This window comes from Fulvivirga ligni (genome assembly GCF_021389935.1).
GTDB lineage: Bacteria > Bacteroidota > Bacteroidia > Cytophagales > Cyclobacteriaceae > Fulvivirga > Fulvivirga ligni.
This window is the reverse complement of the sequence record NZ_CP089979.1, coordinates 2,194,787-2,216,593: the sequence shown is the minus strand read 5'-3', so window position 1 is coordinate 2,216,593 and position 21,807 is coordinate 2,194,787. Positions and strand designations below refer to the sequence as shown.

Below are 21,807 nucleotides of genomic sequence, written 5' to 3'. Positions count from 1 at the left end.
CAATAGTTTCCATAGTTTCTTAGCATAACGGCCATTGATTTTTTTTGTTCAGCTTTTATTGATCTTTTTTATCAATATTTTCTTCAGACCAATCCTGGTTAGAGAACTCTCTCTTTTTGCCCCATCTTGGTCCTTCGCAATCCGCCCAACGGCTGGAAAATCTCTGCTTCAGCTTATCTCTTTGCTCGGGAGTCATGTTTCTCCATCTTTCTTTCCATTTTTCTTTCGGACCATGCCCGCCTTTTCCGTGAAAACCTCCAAATAGAATCTTACTCAAAATAAGTAAACCTATAGCTTGCCAAAATGTAACAACAGGGCCGTTGAATAACTCTGGCACCAGCCAGTTCCACAAAGACATTACTACCCAACCAAAAACGGTCACAAAAGCTATTGCGGCTACTATGCCCAACGCGATCTTTTTACCTTTACCAGGTCTCATAACTATAACTCCTTATATAAATTTTCCAGTTTCTTTCTTAGCGCCAGTATGGCGTATCTTTTTCTCGATATCAGCGTATTTACGGGCAATCCGTATCTTTCTGATAACTCCTTAAAACTCACATCTTCTAATTCATGAAGAATGAATATTTCCCTTTGCTCCGTTGGCAGTTCGTCCAAAGCGGCGTTTATGGCGTCCCATATGGCTTCTCTAAATGAACCTCCTCCGGAGAGTCTCCCATGTCTGGCAAAATGTCTTTTAGCATCAGGCTGCCATCTTCACTATCATAGCTTTCCTGATCTAACTTTACACTTTCAGACCTTACACTTCTTTTTCTATAAGAATCAATGATCTTATTTCTGGCCACCTTAAATAGCCAAGAAGTGGCTTTTTCAATAGACTTAATGGTACCATAACCATCTATAAACTGCACGAGCACATCCTGCAGAATATCCTCAGCATCCTCCACACTATTCACCCTTGCGCGAATAAAATTCAGCAGTCTTCCCTTTTCCTTCTCTATGGTCTCTTTTTGACTCTGCGCCATGTGAATATCTATCAATATGGTATTCTCAACTGTCATCTCCTTTGTGTAGTCGGGTGACTGAGAAAAATATTTTATATGTTTAAGAAATTTTTTTCATTTTAATTCATGCCCGAGAATTATTTCACGTACGAAGGAGCACAATTACACTATTATACCTACGGAAATGGGCCTAAAGTGATGTTGGCATTCCATGGATTTGGCCAGAACGGTCAGTTTTTTAGTCAAATGGCTAAAAATTGGGCTGAAGATTTCATTTTTTTCTCATTTGATCTTTTTTTTCATGGAAATAGCACTTGGAAAGAAGAGAAAAAACCAATAGACAAGATTTATTGGGGTAAAATAATCACCTCATTCCTTAAAGAAAATAAAATTTCAGAGTTTTCGCTCATGGGTTACAGCATAGGAGCAAAATTAGCACTTGCAACTATTGAGGCCGTACCTGAAAGCATCAAAAGCATCTACCTGCTGGCCCCCGACGGCATTAAGAACAACTTGTGGTATAAACTTGCTACTACTAACCCATTGATAAGTAGCTATTTTAAAAGTATGATCCACAAGCCAACTCGTTTTTATAACCTCATAAAACTGGCTCAGAAACTAAAAATCATAGACAAGGGGGTGGTTAAGTTTGCTGCAACTCAGATGCTGACCATTGAAAACAGGAAAAGAGTGTACTATACCTGGATGATCTTTTCTAAGCTGAATTTCAATATGAATAATATAGCTCGGATTATTGATCAATATCATCTGCCTGTTAAGATCTATCTGGGCACTTACGATAAGATCATAACAGCGAAAATTATGGAGTCTCTCACCAAAAAATCTGCCTCAACCAAGGTAATAATGGTTAAAAGTGGCCATAATAACCTGATACAGAACGTTTCTAATGATATTTAATGGCTCTAAGTGGTTAAAATTTCTAATATTTGTTAAAATTGGCTATTATTTTAACTAAACAAGATCCATACAGGTTTGAACACGAGAGTAAGAAATAAACTAATTCAACTTGCACGTACTGATAGTGCACCTATTTCGTACCGAAGATTGATTAACACAACAGAACTGGGTCTCAACCTTGACATAAAGCATGAAAAGCAGCTTTTGGGGACCATCCTTGATGAAATTTCAGAAGAGGAGTATGAGGATAAAAGACCTTTACTTAGTGTAATGGTACAAGATAAAAAGAACGGTCAGGGAGATCGCTTTTACAAATTAGCAGAACAACTAGGCTTTGGAGATTGGAAAGAGCTAAAGAATGATGAGGCTTTTAAAGAGGAGCAGATTCAGAAATGCAAAGCGTTCTGGCAAGACGAAGAGAATTACAAGAAATATTTTTAAGAACTAGCCGCTCTACAACGCGGCTAGTTCCTAATACTTTTAAGTAGTATACACTGAATTAAACATTACGTAATCTGTGGTTAGGTCTGTACCCCATCCGGTACTTTCCTCCTCACCAGTGTTTAAGTCTAGCTGTATTCTTATATGAGATTCTCTCAATAACTTCTTAATATAATTTCTGTCATAATCTGCAGGCGTTCCTTTTTTAAGCACTTGTACCAAATTGCTATTGTCTCCAATAAACAGGTCTGCCTTAGCATAATTGAACGGTACGCCGGCATTTCCGCAAGCAGAAACTATTCTACCCCAGTTAGGATCTCTACCAAACATGGCTGTTTTTACCAGTGTTGAATCTGATATGGCTCTCACCAAAGTACGAGCTACATCTTCAGACTTGGCTTTAGCTACTTTATACTCTACAAACTTAGAAGCGCCTTCACCATCGGAAACAATCAGTTTAGCCAGGTGAGTTAATAACTGCATTAGTTTATCTTCAAACAGTTTGTAATTAGGATCAGTCTTTTGGGTTATTTTTTTATTCCCTGCTAGCCCATTAGCCATAACTACTACCATGTCATTAGTAGAAGTATCGCCATCTACTGTGATCATATTAAAAGTACGATCTACGCAATATTTTACCGCTTCGTCCAGTAGTTTCTCATCTATATGAAGGTCTGTAACCACAAAAGATAGCATAGTAGCCATATTTGGGTGAATCATACCAGACCCTTTGGCCATACCTCCAAGTGCTACTTTAGAACCATCACAGTCGAACTCCAGAAAACCTTCTTTGGCGAAAGTATCTGTGGTTAAAATTGCATTAGCCGTGAAAGATCCTGCCTTGGCTGTATTCGATAATTTAGGAATATTTTCTTCAATTCCTTTCACTATATCATCTGTAGGAAAAGGCTCACCTATAAGCCCGGTAGATGCTACAATTACATCTTCTATAGGTATTTTAAGTCCTTCAGCCACAGCCTTAGCCATAGCTTCCGCACCCTTTTTACCTTGCTCTCCGGTACATGCGTTGGCATTACCGGCATTACAGACTATTACCTGAGCCTTATTGTCTTTAATGTGCTTAATACTAAGCTTTACAGGCTCTGCCTGCACCTTGTTCTGCGTAAAGCAAGCTGCAGCTGCACAAGGCACCTCTGAATAAATAATAGCCAGGTCTCGTCTCATAGATTTAATACCGGTATGAGCACCCCAACATTTGATACCTTTTACATTCGTGATATTTTGAATCATTTGATCGCTGATAATATTGTTAATTTAAGGTTTTAACGGATTTAATAATAGACCTGTAGTTTCATCTGCACCAATCATCAGGTTCATATTTTGAATGGCCTGTCCGGCAGCACCTTTTACAAGGTTATCGATAGCCGAAAACACCATAATTCGATTGGTACGCTCATCCCAAACAGGATGGATATCACAATAATTGCTACCTCTTACATCTTTTAAGGTAGGTAAGTCTTCTCTTACCCTTACAAAAGGCTTATCATGATAAAATGTTTTATAAAGATCGTCTAGTTTCTCCTGAGTCATGCCATTTTTTGGTGTAGAATAACTTGTGGCCAGGATGCCTCTATCTACCGGAAGTAAATGAGGCGTGAACTGAACTCTTACATCAGCTTGCTTTAAGAAGCCAAGCTGCTCTTCTATTTCTATGGTATGCCTGTGGCTCTTTACTCCATAGGCCTTGAAATTATCATTTACATTACTGAAATGTGTGGTGAGGCTCGGTTTTATACCTGCTCCTGTGATTCCAGATTTCGCATCGATAATGATGCTGGTGACATCAATAAGATCTTCGGCTACCAATGGCGCTACTCCTAAAGTAGACGTAGTGGGATAACAACCTGGATTAGCCACCAGCTTGCTTTTCACTATCTCATCTCTGTGAAGCTCTGGCAAGCCATAAACAGCACTATCAAAACCTTCCTGGTAAATATGATCTTTCTTATACCATTCCTGATACACTTCGGCATTCTTTAACCTGAAGTCACCACTCAGGTCGACAATTTTGAATGATTTATCGGCCCACTGCTTCACGAAATTCATGGAAACGCCGTGTGGTAGCGCCAGAAAAACAATATCTAAATCTTCATCAGCCACTTTCTGTGCAGATACCAGTGGCATATCCAGCTGCCCTGCAAACTGTGGGTGTAATGATGAAAAAGGCTTTCCTTCATGAGTCTCCGAAGTGATCATCATGATCTCTACTAACGGATGATGAAGTAAAAACCTTGCCAACTCCGATCCTGTGTACCCTGAGGCACCTACTATTGCTACTTTTTTACGCATATTACCCATGTTCCACCACCATTTCTAATAAACACTTATCTATTTCTTTCATCACCGCTTTCAGGTCATCCATAGGAATGTTTAAGGCAGGAACCAGCCTTAACACTGTATCTGCAGTGGCATTTGCAATTATTCCTCTCTCTAGCAGCATTTTAACCAAAGGTGCTGCTGGCTGAGATAATTCTATTCCAAGCATTAAACCCAAGCCTCTTATTTCTTTGATCTCAGGATGAGTAGATTTCATTTTTTCAAACTCAGCTTTAATCCACTCTCCTTTCTTTACAGCTTCCTCTATCAGATTCTCCTTTTCTATCACCGAAAGGGTAGCCAATGCAGCTGAACATGCTAAAGGATTACCTCCAAACGTGGTACCATGATCACCAAAATCAATGGCCTCTCCAATCTTCGCAGAGCATAAAAATGCTCCTACTGGGAAACCACCACCAAGACCTTTGGCCAGAGACATGATGTCTGGCTGGATTCCGTAATGATCTTTAGCGAACCATTTTCCAGTACGTCCAATACCGCATTGCACCTCATCAAAAATCAGTGCTATGCCTTCCTGATCACATAGTTCTCTTACGTTTTTTAAAAATTCTTTATTCACTGGATTTATACCACCTTCACCTTGTACGGGCTCTAAAATTATAGCTGCCGTCTCATTGGTGATCATCGATTTTAAAGTATGCCAGTCATTGAACTCCACCTGCTTAAAACCAGAAGGAATGGGCTCAAATCCTTTTTGATATTTGGCCTGACCTGTAGCTATAGTACCTAAAGTACGTCCGTGAAATGACTTGGTCATGGATATCACTTCTCCTCCCCGGCCATTTTTGTGAGCATATTTACGCGCCACTTTAATAGCACCTTCTACAGATTCTGCTCCGCTATTGGTTATGAAAGTATGATCTAATCCACTGATTGTGTTTAACTTCTTACTTAGCTCCACCTGTGCGGGGGTCACGAAAAAGTTAGAAATATGCATTAGTTCTGCTGCCTGCTTTTGTACGGCACTCACCACATCTGGGTGGCAGTGTCCTACATTACAAACCGCTATTCCTGCAAGCAGGTCTATATATTCTTTACCTTCCACATCGTACAGCTTGCTGCCCTTCCCTTTTGAAAAAGCCAATGGAAACCGCTTGAATGTTGGCAAATAGTTTTCTCTATCTAATTGATATAATTCTTCGTTAGTAAAACTCATTATTTATTAATTGTTGTACCTATTGATTTATTATCTAGTAAATGATCTGTAATCTGATCAGGCTGAGTGCCGTTGAGTATCACAGCTTTACCTGCTCCACCCTTTAGCGCTATCTCGCAAGACTCAAGCTTCGGAATCATGCCTCCGGTGATCACATTGCCATACATAGATTCCAACTCATTTAAGCTCACCTGATGCAGAATAGATTCAGGGTCTGGATAATTCTCAAACAGCCCATCAACGTCTGTGAGCAACACAAATTCATCCACCCCTAATGCTGCAGCAAGGTGCCCTGCGAACATATCTGCATTAATATTATAGTCAGCCCCTTCTTCATCGGAGGCTATGCAGGTAATTACCGGTGTAAATCCTGACTTCAATAAAACTTCTACCAGCTCAGCATTAATTTGCTTTACATCTCCTACCTGTCCCAAGTCGATCTTATCGCCACCAGACAGAGGCTCATGCCATCTCTTCTCTGCGAGAACTAACTGTCCGTCTTTCCCTGACAGCCCTACGGCTTTGAGACCGTGATTATTCAGCAAACCTACCAGAGAGCTATTCACCTCCCCTTTCAGCGCCTTTTCTATGTGTACCAAAGCTTCTGCACTGGTATGTCGCTGTCCGTCAAAGAATTCTGACTCTATGCCGGCCACTTCGAGGGCCTTGTTAATAAATGGGCCACCACCGTGCACTAGTAGCACCTCATAGCCCTGATCCTGTAATTTTTTGATTTTCCTGGCTATCTGATTTTTCAAACTTTCGTTCAGCATAGCGTTTCCACCATACTTTATCAGTACCTTAATTTTGTTCATGAAATTGATTACGCTTTATTAATTAAAAAGAATGCCCTTATTAATGTTCAAAATTTCTCAAAAAATCAACTTTTAAACAGTTTTATTAGAACATTCCCAATTTACAGCGTACTGAACAACACCGTTTTACAGCGGCTTTATTTAAAGCATATTATAATTCTTTTTTCTACTTTTGCGGCTGAAAGACATTTACTATTCAAATCCTCTATTAATGATCCAGTTTTTCCGATCTCAAGGTCAACAGTATTATGCAGTAGACCTCACCACCAGCCTTCAGGAAGCCGATTTAAACAAACTTAAATGGCTTTTCGGACAGGCAGAACTGATTGAAACTTCTACTTTATCGGGCTACTTTATAGGGCCAAGAAAAGAGATGATCACTCCTTGGAGTACTAATGCAGTTGAAATAACCCAGAATATGGGCATTTCAGGCATTAAAAGGATTGAGCAATTTACTCAGGTGGCAGATCAGTCTGCAGCACATGACCCAATGCTTGAGGTTTTGTATCATGATTTGGAGCAAAGTATTTTCACCATTGCCAAAAGTCCAGATCCGGTAATAGAAATTGAAGATATAGATGCCTTCAACAAGAAAGAAGGCCTGGCACTTAGTGGAGAAGAAGTTGAATACCTGAATGGTGTTAGCGAAAAACTAGGCAGAAAATTGTCTGACAGTGAAGTTTTCGGATTTTCACAAGTAAACTCAGAGCACTGCCGTCACAAAATATTCAACGGTACGTTTATCATTAGCGGGAAAGAAATGGACAAGTCTCTTTTCCAAATGATCAAAGAAACTTCCGTCAAAAATCCTAACTACATTGTATCTGCTTACAAAGACAACGTAGCTTTTATACAAGGACCTAAGGCTGAGCAGTTTGCACCGGCCACACAAGACAAACCTGATTATTTCCAAACTAAAGATATAGAAACTGTTATCAGCTTAAAGGCTGAAACACACAACTTCCCTACTACTGTAGAACCATTTAATGGTGCTGCTACAGGCTCTGGAGGAGAAATAAGAGATAGACTGGCAGGAGGTAAAGGTAGTTTACCGCTAGCTGGTACCGCTGTGTATATGACCTCTTATTCTCGATTAGAAGAAGGCAAAAAATGGGAAGAGAATATTGAGCCAAGAAAATGGTTGTATCAAACGCCTATGGACATTTTGATCAAGGCATCTGATGGAGCCAGTGACTTTGGAAACAAATTTGGCCAGCCACTTATCTGCGGTAGTTTACTCACCTTTGAGCACGAAGAAAACGATAAGAAGTATGGCTTCGATAAGGTGATCATGCTTGCTGGAGGTATCGGTTTTGGTAAAAAAGCTGATAGCCTGAAAGCATCGCCAGAAGTGGGTGATGAGATCGTTATTTTAGGTGGCGATAATTACCGAATTGGTATGGGCGGAGGAGCAGTATCTTCTGTAGCCACTGGTGAATTTGGCAACTCTATAGAGCTAAACGCCATTCAAAGATCTAACCCTGAGATGCAAAAGAGGGTAATGAACGCCATCAGAGCCATGGTAGAAAGTGATGAAAACCCAATAATTTCAATCCATGATCATGGTGCAGGTGGTCACTTAAACTGTCTTTCTGAGTTAGTTGAAGAAACCGGGGGAACAATAGATGTAAATAAACTACCTGTAGGAGACCCTACCCTTTCTGATAAAGAAATAGTGGGTAATGAATCTCAAGAAAGAATGGGCTTGGTTATGAAAACCAAAGACCTTGATCTTCTTAAAAATGTTGCCGATAGAGAGCGCTCTCCAATGTACGCTGTAGGAAACGCTACTGGTGACAATCATTTCAAATTTGAGAATAAGAAAACAGGTAAAAACCCTATTGATTGGGATCTTTCGCATATGTTTGGCTCGTCACCAAAGACAATTTTGGAAGATGATGATACTTCAAGCTCATTCTCAGACATTACCTACAGTGCTGACCATATCAAAGAATATCTAGAAGCTGTACTTCAACTTGAAGGCGTAGCTTGTAAAGATTGGTTAACTAACAAAGTAGACCGCTCTGTATCTGGGAAAGTGGCCAAGCAACAGACATGTGGAGCTATTCAGCTTCCTTTAAATGATGTAGCTGTAATGGCCCTTGATTATAAAGGAAAGAAAGGTGTAGCTACCTCTATAGGTCACGCACCAGTGTCAGCGCTGGCTGATCCGGATGCAGGATCTAAGCTTTCCATCGCTGAAGCTTTGACCAATTTAGTATGGGCTCCGCTAAGCCATGGCATAAAAGGTGTTTCGCTTAGTGCCAACTGGATGTGGCCAGCAAAAATAGAAGGAGAAAACAATCGCCTTTATAAAGCGGTAGAAGCTGTGAGCCAATTTGCTCAGGATTTGGGAATTAATATCCCTACCGGAAAGGATTCCCTTTCTATGACGCAGAAATACCCGAATGGAGATGTGGTATACTCTCCAGGAACTGTAATTATAAGTTCTGTAGGTGAGGTAAGCGACATCACTAATGTTATTAGCCCTGACCTAAAGGCCAACACGGATTCTTCCATCATATATGTAGATTTCTCTGGTGATGACTACAAGCTGGGAGGAAGTAGCTTTGCGCAAGCTCTCAATAAAATTGGAAACTCTGCACCAACAGTAAAAGATGCTGAATACTTCAAAAAGGCCTTTACTAAAACTCAAGAGTTAATAGTAGACAATAAGATACTTGCCGGTCATGACATTTCTGCTGGTGGTATGATCACTGCTTTATTAGAAATGTGCTTCCCTACCCTAAAAGGAGGTTTGGATATAGACCTTACTGCAATAGAGGAAAAAGACATCTGTAAACTACTTTTCAGTGAGCAGCCTGGAGTCATCATTCAAACCACTGATGAAAGCATATTAAATGACTTTAAAACAGCTGGTATAAATGCTTATAAAATAGGTAAATCTACTGACACAGGATCAGTGAATGTTACCCATGCCAGTGGCTCCTTAACTTTCGATGTAGCAGAGCTAAGAGACCTTTGGTTTAAAACCTCTTATTTACTCGACAGAAAACAGTCAGGATCAGAGCTAGCTAAGGCACGTTTTGACAACTATAAGAAACAAGCTCTTTCTTATGAATTCCCAGAGAACTTTGAAGGTAAATTAAGCCAATTTGGCCTTGATCTTAACCGCAAAGACAAGAGCGGCATTAAGGCGGCCATCATCAGAGAGAAAGGAGTTAATGGAGACCGTGAAATGGCCTGGACCATGCACCTTGCTGGCTTTGACGTGAAGGACGTTCACATGACTGACCTCATCAGCGGCAGAGAGGACCTTACAGACGTAAATCTGATCGTATTTGTAGGAGGATTTTCTAACTCAGATGTACTAGGATCAGCTAAAGGATGGGCTGGTGCTTTCTTATATAACGAAAAGGCAAAACAGGCATTGGATAACTTCTACGCAAGGGAAAATACACTAAGCCTTGGTGTTTGTAATGGATGCCAGCTCATGATGGAGCTAGGGCTTTTATACCCTAATATGAGCGATCATCCTACCATGAAGCATAACATCTCTCATAAGTTCGAATCATCGTTCTTAAACGTAGAGATCCCACAAAATGACACCGTTATGTTTAGCTCTTTAAGTGGATCTAAGCTGGGTGTATGGATAGCTCATGGAGAAGGTAAATTTGATCTACCTGGAGCTGCAGCAGAATATAACATTGTGGCCAATTATGCTAGTGATGCATATCCTGCTAACCCTAATGGTTCAGATCACAATGCAGCCGCTGTATGCTCTTCAAATGGCCGCCATTTAGCTATTATGCCTCACCTGGAAAGATCACTTTATCCGCATAACTGGGCTAACTATCCTGAGGGCAGAAATGCCGATGAGATTACACCTTGGATAGAGGCATTTGTAAACGCAAAAGAGTGGATAAAAACACATAAGTAGTTTCCCGCATTTAGCGTGGCTTCACCAACATTTTGGGGTAAACACTATTAAAACAGAGCCTATTATACTATATTTATATAGGCTCTGTTTAAATCCCTTTTATATGAAATCACGCTCTCATTTAATTATGATAGGTGCGTTATCTGTGGTGATAGCGTCCTGTTTTTCCTACCGTGAACTTCCCGTAGAATATGACTACAGCTACAAGGGAAGATTTGATAAGTACAGTAACTATGACTTCCTAATACAATCAGAGAATGAAGAATTGGAAGGTGGTGGCAAGATCATTCAGACTGCCATAGAATCGCACATGAAATTTCTGGGATATAAGCGTAAGGACAGTAAGCCCGATTTACTTCTATCTTTCAGAGTTTTTGTAGACAGTCTTAACTTCAGAGGCTATAATCAGCCCCGCATAGAAGACTGGATGGCCAAGCAAGATCGAGACCTTGAGTATGACAGACTTAAGATAGGTATGAAGGAAGGCACCCTTCTTATTCAGATTTTTGATAGAAAACAAAAAACTTCCATCTGGCAAGGATATGCTACTGACTACTATGGCAGAGTTAATTTCTCTGACTATAGAGATGTAAATAATGCCGTAAAATCCATCCTAAACAAGTATCAATTCTTTGCGGATGGGTTCCTTGATGAACAAAAAAAGATACTATCTCAGACACCTTGAAAAAAAAGTTAAATTATTTCGGGCTCAGTGTTTTCATTTTTCAAAATTAATTTTACTTTTGCCATCCCAAAAATGAGGGAAACAAAAGATTGCCCGATGGTGTAACTGGCAACACGTCTGATTTTGGTTCAGAAGAGTCTAGGTTCGAGCCCTAGTCGGGCAACTCAGGCGGACATAAAAAGTCCGCCTTTTTTGTTTAAAAACGGCAAATAAATACAAGATGTCTTCAGTTAAAATCTTCTCCGGAAAAGAAACTAAATATTTAGCCGATAAAATTGCTTTGGCATACGGCAAACCCTTAGGAGAAGTAATCCTCCAACAATTTAGCGACGGAGAAATGTCTCCATTTTTCACTGAATCTGTAAGAGGAAGCGACGTCTTTCTTATCCAATCTACTTTTCCTCCTTCTGACAACTTTATGGAGCTGCTATTAATGATTGATGCAGCTAAAAGAGCAAGTGCTAAGTATGTTACTGTAGTGGTTCCTTACTTTGGATATGCACGTCAGGATAGAAAAGACAAGCCTAGAGTTGCTATAGCAGCAAAACTTATGGCCAACCTGCTTTCAGCAGCCGGAGCGGATAGAATTATGACTTGCGATTTACATGCCGATCAGATTCAAGGTTTCTTTGACATTCCGGTAGATCACTTGGATGGTACTTCAATCTTTATTCCTTATATCAGATCTCTGAACTTAGAAAACATTATTTTTGCATCTCCTGACGTGGGTGGTGTGAAGAGAACCAGAAGTTTCGCTAAATTCTTTAGAGCTGAAATGGTAGTTTGTGATAAGTACAGAGAGAAAGCCAATGAAGTAGCTTCTATGAGGCTAATTGGTGATGTAGAAGGCAAAGATGTGGTGATGGTAGATGACCTTATCGATACAGGAGGCACTATTTGCAAAGCAGCTCAGCTTCTAAAAGATAAAGGAGCGACTTCAGTAAGAGCTGTAGCTACTCACCCTATTCTTTCAGGAAATGCGTATGAAAACATTCAGAACTCTGCCTTGGAAGAACTAGTTATCACTGATACTTTACCGCTTAAAGAAGAGCGTAGCAAAATCAAAGTATTGTCAGTGTCTGATCTTTTTGCAAAAGCAATCAGAAAAATTCATGATCATGAGTCTATAAGCTCATTGTTCATCCATTCTTAAGAACTTATTTTTAAAACTATAAATTATATTCATTATGAAAACAGTTGAGATTATAGGGTATAAAAGAGCAAATCTCGGCAAAGCTGAATCTAAAAAGCTTCGTGCTGAGGGTAACGTTCCTTGCGTACTTTATGGTGGTGACAAACAAGTTCACTTTTCCGCACCAATGATTCTTTTTAGAGAGCTTGTTTATACTGATGAGGCTCACTTTGTTCACTTGAACATTGAAGGTGAAGAATATGAAGCAATCATGCAAGATCTTCAATTCCACCCTGTAAGTGAAGTTCTTTTACACGTTGATTTCTTACAGTTATTTGAAGGAAAGAAAATCAAAATGAACGTACCTGTTCACTTCGAAGGAGAAGCTCCTGGAGTAGCGAAAGGTGGTACTTTAATTAAGAAAAGAAGATATCTTCAAGTTTCTGCTTTACCAAAAGATATGCCTGAGCATATTTCGGTAAGCCTTAAAACTTTGGACTTTGGTAAAGCTATCAAAGTACAAGAGATCGAAGAAAACAACTTTGAAATCCTTGATACTAAAATTGCTTCTGTGGCTGTGGTTGAGATACCTAGAGCTCTTAGAGGTAAGAAAATGGAGGAAGATGAGGAAGAAGGAGCAGCTGAAGAAGGAGCAGAAGAAGCTACTGAATAAGCCTAACCTGAATAATATTAAAAATCCTGCTCTATTTATTAGTGCAGGATTTTTTTGTTTTACACAAGACTTACACAAACATGAAATATCTAATAGCCGGACTGGGAAATATTGGCGCTGAATATGAGCTTACAAGACATAACATTGGCTTTCTTACCTTAGATAGGCTTGCTGATAAGGAGGGGTTTACCTTTGAAAATACTCGATTAGCAGAAAAAGCAGAGTTTAAACATAAGTCGAGGCACATTCACCTCATCAAACCTACCACGTATATGAATTTAAGTGGCAAGGCGATCAATTTCTGGCTGCAAGAGCTAAAAATACCTAAAGAAAATCTCCTGGTATTGGTAGATGATATTGCTATTCCTTTCGGCAATCTAAGGTTAAGAACCAAAGGATCTGCAGCCGGCCATAATGGATTAAAGAACATAGAGCAAGTAACAGGCGGAAGCAATTACTCAAGACTTAAAATGGGTATTGGTGATGATTATTCTAAAGGAAAGCAGGTTGACTTCGTTTTAAGTCCTTTCACAAAAAAAGAATTTGAAGAGCTGCCTTTCATGATGGACAAAGCCATTGATATGTGCTTATCATTCTGTACAGTAGGAGCTGTTCATACCATGAACAACTTTAACGATTAACTGCAACTACCTCCGAAGGTAAGTGACCAAACTTACCCTTAAAGATTTTACTAAAATAAGAAAGGCTGTTAAATCCAACAGCATAGGCCACCTGAGACACTGGCTCACCTGAGGAGAGCAATTCCATAGCTCGATGCAAACGCACTTCTCTGATAAAAGAAGTCGCAGAAAAGTCAGTAAGTGCTACCAGCTTTCTATGCATCTGCATTCTACTTAGCCCCACCTCTTCACATAGCTGAGATACACTGTAGTCGTTGTTTTCAATATTATTATCAATTGCCTTTAAAACCTTTTTCATAAAAAGCTCATCCGAGCTCTGTATTACAATATCATGAGAAGGCATCTTTAATACATTTTGATACTTCTCTTTCAACTTATCCCGAGATCTTAATAAGTTATTTACCCTAACTCTAAGCTCATGACTATCAAATGGTTTAGTAAGATAATCATCTGCACCCTGTTCATAGCCTTCAAGCCTTTTTTTCTGATCAGCAACTGCCGTAAGCAGCATTATCGGAATATGGCTGGTAAGCTCATTATTTTTCAACCATTTACAGAACTCTATCCCATCTGTATTAGGCATCATAATATCACTGATGATAACATCAGGCAACTGATCCTGGGCTTTCTTTTTAGCCAATTCACCATCAGCAGCTGTTATCACCTTAAAGCTTTCTTTTAGCTCATTCCGGATGTAGGCAAGCAGCTCCACATTATCCTCTACCAATAAGACCAAACGCTTACTATCTACCTCTGAAAGTGAATCTTCCACTTCCATTTGCACCTCATTCTCAGATGCTCCTGAGATAGGAACAGGTAACTTCACTGTAAATACAGCTCCACCATCAGAGGCGTTAGATACAGAAATATCTCCATTAAACAATTCCACCAGTTCTTTGGTCAGAGCCAAGCCTATTCCTGTTCCTCCACTAGTTACTGATGGCACCTGATAGTACCTCTCAAAAATCTTATTTTGAAGTAAATCAGGTATACCAGGTCCCCTATCTATCACCTGAATAACGAGAACATCATCATAAGTGACCTTTAACTCTATGGAGGAATGGTGAGGCGAAAACTTAATGGCATTAGAGAAAAGGTTGAACATTATCTTCTCCAAAGCATCCTGATCATAAGAAAGGTAAAACGGATCATCTCCTATATTGTCAATAATCTCCACTTGTTTATGACTAGCCAATGAGCTAAAAGTAGAAACTAATATTTTAAAGAATGCTGTTATGTCATTCGGCTGATGATGTAATTCAAAATGCCCCGACTCTATTTTGGTAAGGTCCAGTATTTGATTGATCAGTCTCAATAGATGATCAGTATGCCTATGCATAAGTATCCAATCTTCTGATTCTTCCCGGTGTTTTGAAACTGTGCCTTTTATTAATGTAAGTGGCGTTCTTAATTCATGAGAAACATTAGCAAATAGTTTGGTTTTAAATTCATCAAAGGCCTTTATCTTTTCAGCTTCCATTTTAATCTTCAAGGCCTTAGCTCGCTCTTCATCAGCCATGGCTCTCACTACTTTATTAGCACATAATGAAGCTACAATATTTAATAAATCTACATGGCGCTGCTTATAAAAATTCTTTTCTGGATGCTCAGAATCAATAACCCCAATAGTCTTATTGTTGTAAATTAATGGCACAGCCACTTCCGACAGCCTCACTCGGTCATCAGCGATATACATGGGTTCTTTGGAGGTATCCTGCACAATAAATGGCTTCATCGTTTTCGCCACATGGCCTACTATGCCCTTACCTGCCGGTATCACTATGGGATTAAAAATCTCAAAGTCATGAGGATTTTTATCTCCAAAGGCTGCTTTCTGAACCAGAACCTGCCTGTCTTCATCCATCATGTATATTACACAATCCACCAAGCCCAATCTACCAATACAATTCTTAGCTACATCCCACAATATCTCGTCCACGGTATTCTTACCATACAATGAATTAGAAAAATAGCTGATCATCTCCTCTATCTCCTTACTAGTATTCATAGCCCGCTGATTTTCATCCAGTTGCTGTCCGTAGAGGTAGAAATAGAAAATTGCAATGGTTACGCAACAAGCAACTGTAATGACCAGATTACCCTGATAATATTCCAATTGCTCAGCAGGGGAAATGTCAAGATTCAACAGTGAATAGTTAGTATACTCCAAAAATAGGAAGCAAGCGACTGTGAGACCTATGGAAAAGTATAAGCTCAGCTTTTCTTTGAACTCAAAAACCAGTACCGCACCAAAAAGCACTGGAATGAGAATGAGTTGCTCACCGGCATATCTACCAAATGATGAAGCCGTGAGCAATATATAGGCATGACTATTAACCAGTATCCAAAATTTAGCTACCTGGTACTTACCAGCACAATTCCATAACAATGTACCTATAAACGCGAGAAAGAAAGTCAATGAGGCAATTCCCAGATAGGTGATCTGGCCAATAAATAGAAAGATGTAGGGGAAGGTAGAAAGAGCCGCCAGAAATGAACAAACGTTCACCAGCTTCACCCGCTTGGCCTGTGTGAATGGCATATCTTCAACTATGCCGAACCCTACTATTGTGGATATAATCTTTTTAAACATATAAGGGCGCTTAAGATCATATTAAATATAAGCGATCTTAAACGCCCTTAAAAAAATATTGATTAATTAATAATTAACTTATTCCTGACCCTGGGGCCACCGCCTCAGATGGTTGGATAAATTTTAGTTTGCCATCAGTATCTTCAGCCATAAGAATCATACCTTGGGACTCTATTCCCATCATTTTTCTTGGGGCTAGATTCACCAGTACTGAAACCTGCTTACCCACAACTTCTTCCGGACTAAAATGCTCGGCAATTCCACTAAGAATAGTTCTCTTGTCAATACCTGTATCCACTAGCATCTTCAAAAGCTTTTTAGACTTAGGCATTTTCTCGGCTTCCAAAATAGTTCCTACTCTCATATCCAGCTTCACAAAGTCATCATAAGTGATCTGGCTTTTACTTTCCTCTACAGCCTCTGGCTCCTGAGTTTGCGCAGCAGCCGCAGCTACCGCTGTTTCTTCTTGATTTGATTTCTTTGTTGCTTCTAATTTAGCCATCTGTTTTTCTACTACTTCGTCCTCAATCTTTTCAAATAAAAGCTCTGCCTCATTAATTTTATGACCTGCCGCCAATAAGTCAATGGACCCAGCTTCTTCCCAGAACTTATTTTCTATATTTAAAATACCACAAAGCTTGTCAATAGTCTTTGGAAGTAACGGCTTACCCACTACAGCAAGATTAGCTGCTATTTGCAGACCAATATTCATAATAGTTTTTACTCTATTAGGGTTTTCTTTGATCAGCTTCCAAGGCTCCGTATCAGCCAGGTATTTATTACCTGTTCTGGCCAGGTCTATAAATTCAGACATTGCTTCTCTAAACCTGAATGAATCCAAGGCATTAGCAATCTTCACTGGAGCGGCCTTCAATTTCTCAATGGTATCCTTATCAATATCAAAAAGCTCTCCTCTTTCAGGAATTTCACCATCATAGTACTTATTGGTAAGAACTACCGCTCTATTGATGAAGTTTCCAAAAATGGCTACCAACTCGCTATTGTTTCTGGTCTGAAAATCCTTCCAGGTGAAGTCGTTATCCTTTGTTTCTGGTGCATTGGCACATAAAACATATCTAAGAACATCTTCCTTACCAGGTAAATCTTCCAAGAACTCATGCAGCCAAACCGCCCAGTTCTTAGATGTACTGATCTTATTACCTTCCAGGTTTAAAAACTCATTAGCAGGAACATTATCAGGCAGAATATAATCACCATCAGCATGCAATATGCTTGGGAATATAATACAATGGAAAACGATATTGTCTTTACCTATAAAATGTAGTAAACGAGTATCATCACTTTTCCAATAATCCTCCCAGTTTTTACCTTCTCTTTCAGCCCATTCTTTGGTAGCAGAGATATAACCGATTGGCGCGTCGAACCATACATAAAGCACTTTTCCTTCAGCCCCCTCTATCGGCACTGGCACGCCCCAATCTAAATCACGAGTCATAGCTCTTGGAGCCAAGCCACCATCTAACCATGATTTACATTGGCCATAAACGTTAGCCTTCCATTCTGTATGTCCTTCCAGTATCCATTCCTTTAACCAGCCTTCATACTTATCCATAGGAAAGAACCAATGGGTAGTTTCTTTCAACACTGGCTTATCTCCACTAAGCGCAGAACGTGGATCAATAAGCTCGGACGGACTCAGAGATGAGCCACACTTCTCGCACTGATCTCCATAAGCTTGATCATAACCACACTTAGGACATGTACCTACGATGTATCTATCTGCTAAGAAAAGGTTACTCTTTTCATCAAAGCATTGCTGTGACGTTTTCTCTTCAAAGCCGCCCTTGTCATAGAGCTTTTTGAACATATCCATTGAAGTTTTTTTATGCACTTCAGAAGATGTTCTTGAATATATATCGAACTCTATTCCGAATTTCTCGAAAGAGTCTTTGATTAATGTATGGTATTTGTCTACGATTTCCTGAGGTGTAACTCCCTCTTTTTTAGCCCTTAAGGTAATGGCTACGCCGTGCTCATCAGAACCGCATACGAAAGCAACATCCTCCTTTTTACTTCTCAAATATCTGGCATAGATATCTGCCGGCACATAAACACCAGCCAGGTGACCTATATGAACAGGGCCGTTTGCATAAGGCAAAGCGGCAGTAATAGTATGTCTTTTAAAGTTGGTTTCGGTCTCTTGTGTCATATCTTTGAATTATAACTGCAAAGATAAAATTTATTGGTAGTTTATACCTACCATAACCTATAGACCTTATCGGAAAAGAGTTGGCTTTAATTGCAAAAGGAAAGAACCACAACCCTGTTTAAACTCATCTAGTGAAAACTCATGTATCTTACCATCTTTTGGATCCATTAAGGCCACTCTGGTATCTGAAACATCATACACTACTACAAAGTGTGGATTATCATCAGTGCCAAATGAAGTAATCAATGGCTTTCTCATGTTTCGCAGATAAAACTCATCATTTACCAGCTCAATCACCTCGAAACCAACAGACTGCGCTGCCATAACAAGCTTTTCGTAAGTAGCCTTCTCATTTTCTAATGGAGCAAACCTTCTTATGATCTGGAGAGGAATATTAAGACCATAATAAACAGAAACCGAGGCGATGCAAGCCGTGCTACTTTCTGCAGCACTAGGCTGTTTTAAACATATTTTACCTAGCATAAATGAATTAATGCGGTTGATAATAAACTATTAGCTTAAGATTACCCCTGAGGAATAGTTACATGAAAACATGTGTGCCCCTCTTCTGTTTTCACCAACGCTATTTCGCCTTCCAGCTTTTCCACTGCCAGTTTCACCAAGTACAGACCAAGACCTGCCGAATCAGCCATTTCAGATGCCTTTGAAAAGATCTCAAAGATCTTGTCAGACGCCTTATCTTCAATGCCAATTCCATTATCAATCACCTGCATAACCAGATCCTTCTCCTTAAATATCCTTATAGTAACAAATGAATCAAGCCTGTTAGAGGTATTATAAAACTTGAACGAATTACCGATCAAATTATTTAATATAATCTTTAACAGATCTACGTCACTTTTAAAATATAGGTTATCATCAATCTCTTTATTGACAGAAATATTCTTCGCTCGCTTCAGAGTTTTCTGTTCTTTGACGATGCTATCTATCAATGAATCGAAATCAATTTTATCGTCGGAAATTAAGGAGTTGTTTATCTGATTGATAATCAAAAGCTTAGAAAGGATTTCGTTCAAATTTCGTGCCGTATTGCCTAATTTTTGGAAATAATCAATAGCTCTTTCATCCTTAATATCAATCAGTGCCACATTACAGACTCCTTGCAACGTAGCTAGTGGACCTCTAATATCATGAGAGGTTTTATAAATGAAATTGTCAAGCTCATTATTTGACTTTAAAAGTGCAGCGTTAGTAGCTTTAAGCTCCTTAGTTCTATCTTTTACAATTTCCTCTAGCTTAAAATTAACATCTGTCAATTCCTGGTTCTGCCGCTCGATGGTATCGTTGGCTTCAGAAAGCTTTTCATTAGCCACGGAGAGTTCTTTATTTACTTTTCTCCTGTGGTGATTACTCTTATATAAGATTACTAAAATTACTATAGCTAGAAGGATGATAATCGCGGATAAAACAAGTAAAGTAGTGCGTTTAGATAATTCTGATTTTTGATTACTTATGGTTTCAATATTCTCCCGCTCTCGATATTCAACCTGAATCTGCGTTAAGTTTTGGATTACCTCTTCATTTAGTATTAAACTACTTAAGGAGTCGTATATAATCTGATATTTATAGGCTTCCTTAAATTCTCCTTCATCGAATTTAATTTTGCCCAGTAATTGATAATTATCTCTAATCCAAGTTCTATAGCCTAAATGCTCTGCCAAAGCTAAACTTCTATTTATATAACTTTTAGCCTCCTCCAGCTCATCTCTATCTAATTTAACCTTTGCCAAATAATGATCATTGATAACCCGGTATACCTGATAGTCCTCTCCTACAGCTAACTCATTTGAGCTATTAAAATATCTGTCAGCCTCAACTATTTCCCCCAAATTATAGTTTGCTATACCTGCACCATTAAGAGCCTCAATCTTCATCCTATCAGAACATCCCTCCTGGCAAATATTTAAAACTTGGTCAAAATACTCAATAGCCTTTTTATATTGTTCTAATTCCGAATAACACAACCCGAGATTAACCAGAACACTTTCAATATCCTGCTCGTTTTGAATCTCCTTTTTTATCTTAACCGACTGATTGAAAAAGCTAATGGCATTTTTAAAATCCCTTATTTTATAATAAACCAGCCCTATATTATTCAGGGAAATAGCCACTTCCAGCATATTACCCTCTTGCTCTCTAATTCTGAGGGATTCAAAATGATATTTGAGTGCATCATCATAATTACCAACCAGATAATTGGCATTAGCCAAATTATTTAAAATATACTTCTTCCGGCTATCATAATTATTATTATTAGCTATGCTTAAAGATTTGGCATAGTGATCAATGGCATCTTGATAAAAACCTTTATTATCTAATGCCCAGCCTATACAAAACTCAGCTCTTGACAGCAATAAACTATCACCTGCATATGTAGCATATTCACTAGACACTTTAGCAAAATATAGAGCCGAGTCTAAATTACTATTACTATAAGCCACAAAAAGCTGCCTTGCCACTTCAGCCTTTTCAGCAAAATCCTGAGTGGAAAGAATCGCCTTTAATGAATCAATATCATCAGCATAAAGATGTGACATTGACATCAAAATTGACATCAAAAGTGTTGCTACTATTTTCTTCAATAATTTATACAAGAAACACACAAGTAAGTTTACATTAATTTTTGATTAGTTTTTACAAACCCAACCATCCATTTTTGTGTCATACAAACTCAAACACAACAATTACAAAAAACCCCGACACTATAACACATGTAATATTTATGTATGATTTGTTAAAAATTAACAAGTCCAGCAATAAGTTAAAACAAAAAAATAAAAGAAGACTAAAACTAAAACTAATTATACAATGAAATCAAGGTTTAGAGGAATAATAGTGCTGAATTTTCGAACCTAATTAAGCACCTACCTCATGGTTAACTAGAAATAAATCAACCCTAAATATATCAATTTCTTTTAATCAAATCTTGCTTTACAATTCTAAAACCCCAAAACTAAACTTGAACATGAAAAGATTATTTACAGCCTTATTATTAGTATTATTCACTATCACATTCTTTGCCTCTTGTGCGGAAGAAGAAATTGCACCTAAAAACACCACCGGACATACTAGCGGAGACGGTTCTGTGATTCGCGAAACTGGTGGATTTTAATTCAACCTACCTTAACATTTCTTCTACTTTACAAAACTAAACTTGAACATGAAAAGATTATTTACAGCCCTATTATTAGTATTATTTACTATCACATTCTTTGCCTCTTGTGCGGAAGAAGAAATTGCACCTAAAAACACCACTGGACATACCAGCGGGGACGGTTCTGTGATTCGTGAAACTGGAGGATTCTAATTCAATCTACCATAACATTTCTTCTACTATA

Annotated in this window: 20 protein-coding genes and 1 tRNA gene; 10 read left to right on the top strand and 11 right to left on the bottom strand. The window is 38.8% G+C overall.

What is annotated here, in order from left to right; translation table 11 throughout:
* Positions 1-55: 55 nt before the first annotated feature.
* From LVD16_RS09835 to LVD16_RS09825, 3 genes are read right to left on the bottom strand one after another with little or no spacing between them, the layout of a single operon-like run.
* Entirely contained in the window at positions 56-439 is a 384-nt protein-coding gene (locus tag LVD16_RS09835) for a hypothetical protein (RefSeq protein WP_233773763.1), read from the bottom strand.
* 2 nt (positions 440-441) lie between these two features.
* Positions 442-618, bottom strand: a complete 177-nt coding sequence (locus LVD16_RS09830) for an RNA polymerase sigma factor (protein ID WP_233773762.1) — start codon at positions 616-618, stop codon at positions 442-444.
* A gap of 8 nt (positions 619-626) precedes the next feature.
* On the bottom strand, positions 627-1,022 hold the full coding sequence (locus tag LVD16_RS09825) for an RNA polymerase sigma factor (protein WP_233773761.1): 396 nt from the start codon (positions 1,020-1,022) through the stop codon (positions 627-629).
* Positions 1,023-1,091: 69 nt separating this feature from the next.
* Here LVD16_RS09825 and LVD16_RS09820 point away from each other — a divergent pair, with 69 nt between their 5' ends.
* On the top strand, positions 1,092-1,883 hold the full coding sequence (locus LVD16_RS09820) for an alpha/beta hydrolase (RefSeq protein ID WP_233773760.1): 792 nt from the start codon (positions 1,092-1,094) through the stop codon (positions 1,881-1,883).
* A 75-nt stretch (positions 1,884-1,958) separates the two neighbouring features.
* Positions 1,959-2,324, top strand: a complete 366-nt coding sequence (locus tag LVD16_RS09815; protein WP_233773759.1) for a hypothetical protein — start codon at positions 1,959-1,961, stop codon at positions 2,322-2,324.
* A gap of 39 nt (positions 2,325-2,363) precedes the next feature.
* Here LVD16_RS09815 and argJ read toward each other — a convergent pair whose 3' ends face one another.
* The 4 genes from argJ to argB are packed head-to-tail and all read right to left on the bottom strand — an operon-like array spanning position 2,364 to position 6,653.
* Positions 2,364-3,575 (bottom strand): bifunctional glutamate N-acetyltransferase/amino-acid acetyltransferase ArgJ, encoded by a 1,212-nt coding sequence (gene argJ / locus LVD16_RS09810; RefSeq protein WP_233773758.1) that lies wholly within the window; start codon positions 3,573-3,575, stop codon positions 2,364-2,366.
* A gap of 24 nt (positions 3,576-3,599) precedes the next feature.
* Entirely contained in the window at positions 3,600-4,634 is a 1,035-nt protein-coding gene (gene argC / locus LVD16_RS09805) for an N-acetyl-gamma-glutamyl-phosphate reductase (protein ID WP_306309390.1), read from the bottom strand.
* A 1-nt stretch (position 4,635) separates the two neighbouring features.
* Positions 4,636-5,838 (bottom strand): aspartate aminotransferase family protein, encoded by a 1,203-nt coding sequence (locus tag LVD16_RS09800; RefSeq protein ID WP_233773756.1) that lies wholly within the window; start codon positions 5,836-5,838, stop codon positions 4,636-4,638.
* Positions 5,838-6,653: an acetylglutamate kinase gene (gene argB, locus LVD16_RS09795; protein ID WP_233773755.1), complete on the bottom strand. Its 816-nt coding sequence runs from the start codon at positions 6,651-6,653 to the stop codon at positions 5,838-5,840. Before argB ends, LVD16_RS09800 begins: the two co-directional genes overlap by 1 nt.
* Before the next feature lie 211 nt (positions 6,654-6,864).
* Here argB and purL point away from each other — a divergent pair, with 211 nt between their 5' ends.
* The 6 genes from purL (at position 6,865) to pth (ending at position 13,685) form a co-directional block, all read left to right on the top strand.
* Positions 6,865-10,554, top strand: coding sequence for a phosphoribosylformylglycinamidine synthase (gene purL / locus LVD16_RS09790; protein WP_233773754.1), 3,690 nt, complete (start codon positions 6,865-6,867; stop codon positions 10,552-10,554).
* Between the two features lie 103 nt (positions 10,555-10,657).
* The gene (locus LVD16_RS09785; protein WP_233773753.1) at positions 10,658-11,239 is read left to right on the top strand and encodes a DUF4136 domain-containing protein; all 582 of its coding nucleotides are present in this window, start codon (positions 10,658-10,660) and stop codon (positions 11,237-11,239) included.
* A gap of 90 nt (positions 11,240-11,329) precedes the next feature.
* Positions 11,330-11,402, top strand: a tRNA-Gln gene (locus tag LVD16_RS09780).
* 57 nt (positions 11,403-11,459) lie between these two features.
* Complete coding sequence (locus LVD16_RS09775) at positions 11,460-12,392, top strand: ribose-phosphate pyrophosphokinase (RefSeq protein WP_233773752.1); 933 nt, start codon at positions 11,460-11,462, stop codon at positions 12,390-12,392.
* A 34-nt stretch (positions 12,393-12,426) separates the two neighbouring features.
* Entirely contained in the window at positions 12,427-13,044 is a 618-nt protein-coding gene (locus LVD16_RS09770; protein ID WP_233773751.1) for a 50S ribosomal protein L25/general stress protein Ctc, read from the top strand.
* 80 nt (positions 13,045-13,124) lie between these two features.
* Positions 13,125-13,685, top strand: coding sequence for an aminoacyl-tRNA hydrolase (gene pth / locus LVD16_RS09765; protein WP_233773750.1), 561 nt, complete (start codon positions 13,125-13,127; stop codon positions 13,683-13,685).
* Here the strand turns inward: pth and LVD16_RS09760 are convergent.
* The 4 genes from LVD16_RS09760 to LVD16_RS09745 form a co-directional block, all read right to left on the bottom strand.
* Complete coding sequence (locus LVD16_RS09760; RefSeq protein WP_233773749.1) at positions 13,675-16,278, bottom strand: ATP-binding protein; 2,604 nt, start codon at positions 16,276-16,278, stop codon at positions 13,675-13,677. The genes pth and LVD16_RS09760 overlap by 11 nt on opposite strands.
* 73 nt (positions 16,279-16,351) lie before the next feature.
* Positions 16,352-18,448 carry a methionine--tRNA ligase gene (gene metG, locus LVD16_RS09755; protein ID WP_233773748.1) on the bottom strand — a complete coding sequence of 699 codons (2,097 nt, stop codon included), beginning with the start codon at positions 18,446-18,448 and terminating at the stop codon, positions 16,352-16,354.
* A gap of 66 nt (positions 18,449-18,514) precedes the next feature.
* Positions 18,515-18,931 carry a cysteine peptidase family C39 domain-containing protein gene (locus tag LVD16_RS09750; protein ID WP_233773747.1) on the bottom strand — a complete coding sequence of 139 codons (417 nt, stop codon included), beginning with the start codon at positions 18,929-18,931 and terminating at the stop codon, positions 18,515-18,517.
* Between the two features lie 41 nt (positions 18,932-18,972).
* Positions 18,973-21,006, bottom strand: coding sequence for an ATP-binding protein (locus LVD16_RS09745; protein ID WP_233773746.1), 2,034 nt, complete (start codon positions 21,004-21,006; stop codon positions 18,973-18,975).
* Between the two features lie 428 nt (positions 21,007-21,434).
* Here LVD16_RS09745 and LVD16_RS09740 point away from each other — a divergent pair, with 428 nt between their 5' ends.
* Entirely contained in the window at positions 21,435-21,581 is a 147-nt protein-coding gene (locus tag LVD16_RS09740) for a hypothetical protein (protein WP_233773745.1), read from the top strand.
* Positions 21,582-21,629: 48 nt separating this feature from the next.
* Positions 21,630-21,776, top strand: coding sequence for a hypothetical protein (locus tag LVD16_RS09735; RefSeq protein WP_233773745.1), 147 nt, complete (start codon positions 21,630-21,632; stop codon positions 21,774-21,776).
* Positions 21,777-21,807: the final 31 nt, after the last annotated feature.

What these genes read in the sequence shown, in the direction of transcription:
- LVD16_RS09820 (WP_233773760.1), top strand. Translation starts at nt 1,092, where the DNA reads ATGCCCGAGAATTATTTCACGTACGAAGGAGCACAATTACACTATTAT.
- LVD16_RS09785 (WP_233773753.1), top strand. Translation starts at nt 10,658, where the DNA reads ATGAAATCACGCTCTCATTTAATTATGATAGGTGCGTTATCTGTGGTG.
- LVD16_RS09825 (WP_233773761.1), bottom strand. Translation starts at nt 1,022, where the DNA reads ATGACAGTTGAGAATACCATATTGATAGATATTCACATGGCGCAGAGT.
- LVD16_RS09735 (WP_233773745.1), top strand. Translation starts at nt 21,630, where the DNA reads ATGAAAAGATTATTTACAGCCCTATTATTAGTATTATTTACTATCACA.
- LVD16_RS09740 (WP_233773745.1), top strand. Translation starts at nt 21,435, where the DNA reads ATGAAAAGATTATTTACAGCCTTATTATTAGTATTATTCACTATCACA.
- pth (WP_233773750.1), top strand. Translation starts at nt 13,125, where the DNA reads ATGAAATATCTAATAGCCGGACTGGGAAATATTGGCGCTGAATATGAG.
- purL (WP_233773754.1), top strand. Translation starts at nt 6,865, where the DNA reads ATGATCCAGTTTTTCCGATCTCAAGGTCAACAGTATTATGCAGTAGAC.
- metG (WP_233773748.1), bottom strand. Translation starts at nt 18,448, where the DNA reads ATGACACAAGAGACCGAAACCAACTTTAAAAGACATACTATTACTGCC.
- LVD16_RS09775 (WP_233773752.1), top strand. Translation starts at nt 11,460, where the DNA reads ATGTCTTCAGTTAAAATCTTCTCCGGAAAAGAAACTAAATATTTAGCC.
- LVD16_RS09835 (WP_233773763.1), bottom strand. Translation starts at nt 439, where the DNA reads ATGAGACCTGGTAAAGGTAAAAAGATCGCGTTGGGCATAGTAGCCGCA.
- LVD16_RS09750 (WP_233773747.1), bottom strand. Translation starts at nt 18,931, where the DNA reads ATGCTAGGTAAAATATGTTTAAAACAGCCTAGTGCTGCAGAAAGTAGC.
- argC (WP_306309390.1), bottom strand. Translation starts at nt 4,634, where the DNA reads ATGCGTAAAAAAGTAGCAATAGTAGGTGCCTCAGGGTACACAGGATCG.
- LVD16_RS09745 (WP_233773746.1), bottom strand. Translation starts at nt 21,006, where the DNA reads ATGTCACATCTTTATGCTGATGATATTGATTCATTAAAGGCGATTCTT.
- argB (WP_233773755.1), bottom strand. Translation starts at nt 6,653, where the DNA reads ATGAACAAAATTAAGGTACTGATAAAGTATGGTGGAAACGCTATGCTG.
- LVD16_RS09760 (WP_233773749.1), bottom strand. Translation starts at nt 16,278, where the DNA reads ATGTTTAAAAAGATTATATCCACAATAGTAGGGTTCGGCATAGTTGAA.
- LVD16_RS09770 (WP_233773751.1), top strand. Translation starts at nt 12,427, where the DNA reads ATGAAAACAGTTGAGATTATAGGGTATAAAAGAGCAAATCTCGGCAAA.
- argJ (WP_233773758.1), bottom strand. Translation starts at nt 3,575, where the DNA reads ATGATTCAAAATATCACGAATGTAAAAGGTATCAAATGTTGGGGTGCT.
- LVD16_RS09800 (WP_233773756.1), bottom strand. Translation starts at nt 5,838, where the DNA reads ATGAGTTTTACTAACGAAGAATTATATCAATTAGATAGAGAAAACTAT.